This window comes from Variovorax sp. WDL1 (assembly GCF_001541225.1).
Classification (GTDB): domain Bacteria; phylum Pseudomonadota; class Gammaproteobacteria; order Burkholderiales; family Burkholderiaceae_C; genus Variovorax.
The window spans coordinates 1-1,864 of sequence record NZ_LMTS01000305.1 but is presented as its reverse complement, the minus strand read 5'-3'; the positions used below and the strand labels follow the sequence as shown (position 1 = coordinate 1,864).

The window sequence follows — 1,864 nt, the reverse complement described above, 5'->3', positions numbered from 1 at the left end:
CCGTGGGCAACTTCAGCTCGGTGGCGAGCTTCCGGGTCCGGGGTCAGCCCGTGGATGCCAGCGGCTCAGGTGTGGCGTTCGTGAACGGCAGCGCTGCGAACCTTCGCAACGGCGCCAAGGTCAATATCGAGGGCTCGCAGGTTGTGAATGGCGTACTCATCGCCACGCGCGTCAGCTTTGAGTGACGAACTCTTCATCTGCGAAGTCCGGGCCCTCAGCACGGGGATTCACCCCGCTGCATAGAAGTCAGGACCGGTCAGGACTGTCGAACTGGCTCTCTTCCAACGTCACAGCCCTGAGTGCTCGCAGACGCTCGTTGGCAGGTTCCGCCGCCAAGCGGAATCGCCCGACGAGTGCCGAGTCGGGGTCTTCTTCCCGTTCTTTCCACTTCGCCATCCAGGCCAGGACAGTCGCGATGCCCGCACCAGCGACAGAAGCCAAAGCAACGAAGACCGTGATCACGAGTAGCAATCGCTGAAAATCCGTACCGGGCGCTGATTCATAAGGTGCCGCAGGCGCAGTCGGAAAGAGGACCTCCGCGCTGAGCAAACCAAGCACCAGAAGCGTCGAGACCACGGCGACCCGGGCGAAGAGCCGCCGATGCCCGTAATGCGTTACTGAGTTCATTCGCGCCTCGTCCATTTCGTGTGGTGTTCAAAAATCATGGGAAAAACTAGCCGGACTTGATGGCATCGTTGACCTAACCGCCCGCCCGTGCCAAGCGCAGCAGCGACCAGCCCAAGGCAAGCATGAGCCCGACCAACAGCACGGCCTTGAGCCAGATACGCTCGGGCCGCCTTCGGTACGGGCCGTAGATCAGCCCATAGGAAGACGGCCGAATCTTCCCGTTCGGTCTCTCGGCCAACCCTTCAAGCCCGGTCTCTTCGTCCTTGTCCTGCATTCACGGGATTGTGTACCCCAGCGACTACTTTCGTACTCTTTTTGCGGGGCTTGATGTGAAATATTCCCATGCAATTTGCACTTTTGACCTATAGTGCGCTTACACCGCCCGTAGGACGAGGACCTTCAACGATGCAAGCGATGAACGCGAGCGAGCTCCCAGCTACAGGCAGACCCCGATCGGAGCCAGTTGCCTTGCGGGTGCCGGCTACCCCACTGCGCCAGATCTTGGTTGAGGCCGCCTTCGTTGGCACGGTTGCCCTCTCACTGGCCCTTATCGTTGCCTCGTACTGATGCACCGCATGGTCGGCCAAGCGACACCGAATCACGCGTCACATCCTGTGTTGACGCGCCAGCAATGGATCGATCATCTGCAGGGACTGGCGCTTGCCGAAAGGCGATCCAACCCGCCTTCAGCTTCCGCATGTATCAAAGCGGACGAGCAGATGCCCAGCAGCGCCCAGGCGGTTCCGCCGTAAGCGGCCTGCCGTCCCATAGTTGACCGACGAGCGCGGATCGCCGAGGAAGCGGCGGCGCGCTCAACGCGCGGGATGCCAGTTGTGGGGAAGCAGTTCGTCGATGCGGCTGTTCAAATGCGTGGGTAGCCTGGTCAGGACATCGTTGAGGTAAGCCCAAGGATCGTTGCCCTGCAACTTGGCTGACTGCACCAGGCTCATCACGATCGCGGCGCGCTGGCCGGCCGGCGCGCTGCCTGCAAAGAGCCATGCTCGGCGCCCGACCGCCCATGGGCGAATCAGGTTCTCGAGGCTGTTGTTGTCGACGTTCACGTCGCCGTCGAGCAGGTTGTGTGTCAGCGCTTCCCAGTGGCTGAGGCTGTAGTTCAGGGCCTTGGCAGTGGCGCTACCGTCGGGCACTCGGCCTCGTTCGAGTCGCAGCCAATCATGCAGGTCCGTCCATAGCGGCTTCGCATCGCTGCGTCTTCTCGACAGCCGCTCATCGCTTG

Annotated in this window: 4 protein-coding genes; 1 reads left to right on the top strand and 3 read right to left on the bottom strand. The window is 61.6% G+C overall.

The window, feature by feature from the left end; all coding sequences use genetic code 11:
* Window positions 1–185: DUF5666 domain-containing protein (locus APY03_RS45040; RefSeq protein WP_232324543.1), on the top strand; the 185-nt coding region annotated here is incomplete at its 5' end.
* Between the two features lie 61 nt (window positions 186–246).
* Here the strand turns inward: APY03_RS45040 and APY03_RS35940 are convergent.
* From APY03_RS35940 to APY03_RS35930, 3 genes are all read right to left on the bottom strand, one after another.
* Entirely contained in the window at window positions 247–642 is a 396-nt protein-coding gene (locus APY03_RS35940) for a hypothetical protein (RefSeq protein WP_068685001.1), read from the bottom strand.
* 58 nt (window positions 643–700) lie between these two features.
* Window positions 701–901, bottom strand: a complete 201-nt coding sequence (locus APY03_RS35935; RefSeq protein WP_068684999.1) for a hypothetical protein — start codon at window positions 899–901, stop codon at window positions 701–703.
* Window positions 902–1,439: 538 nt separating this feature from the next.
* A partial coding sequence (locus tag APY03_RS35930) for an IS66 family transposase (RefSeq protein WP_157103509.1) occupies window positions 1,440–1,864 on the bottom strand: 425 nt, incomplete at its 5' end.

What these genes read in the sequence shown, in the direction of transcription:
- APY03_RS35940 (WP_068685001.1), bottom strand. Translation starts at nt 642, where the DNA reads ATGGACGAGGCGCGAATGAACTCAGTAACGCATTACGGGCATCGGCGG.
- APY03_RS35935 (WP_068684999.1), bottom strand. Translation starts at nt 901, where the DNA reads ATGCAGGACAAGGACGAAGAGACCGGGCTTGAAGGGTTGGCCGAGAGA.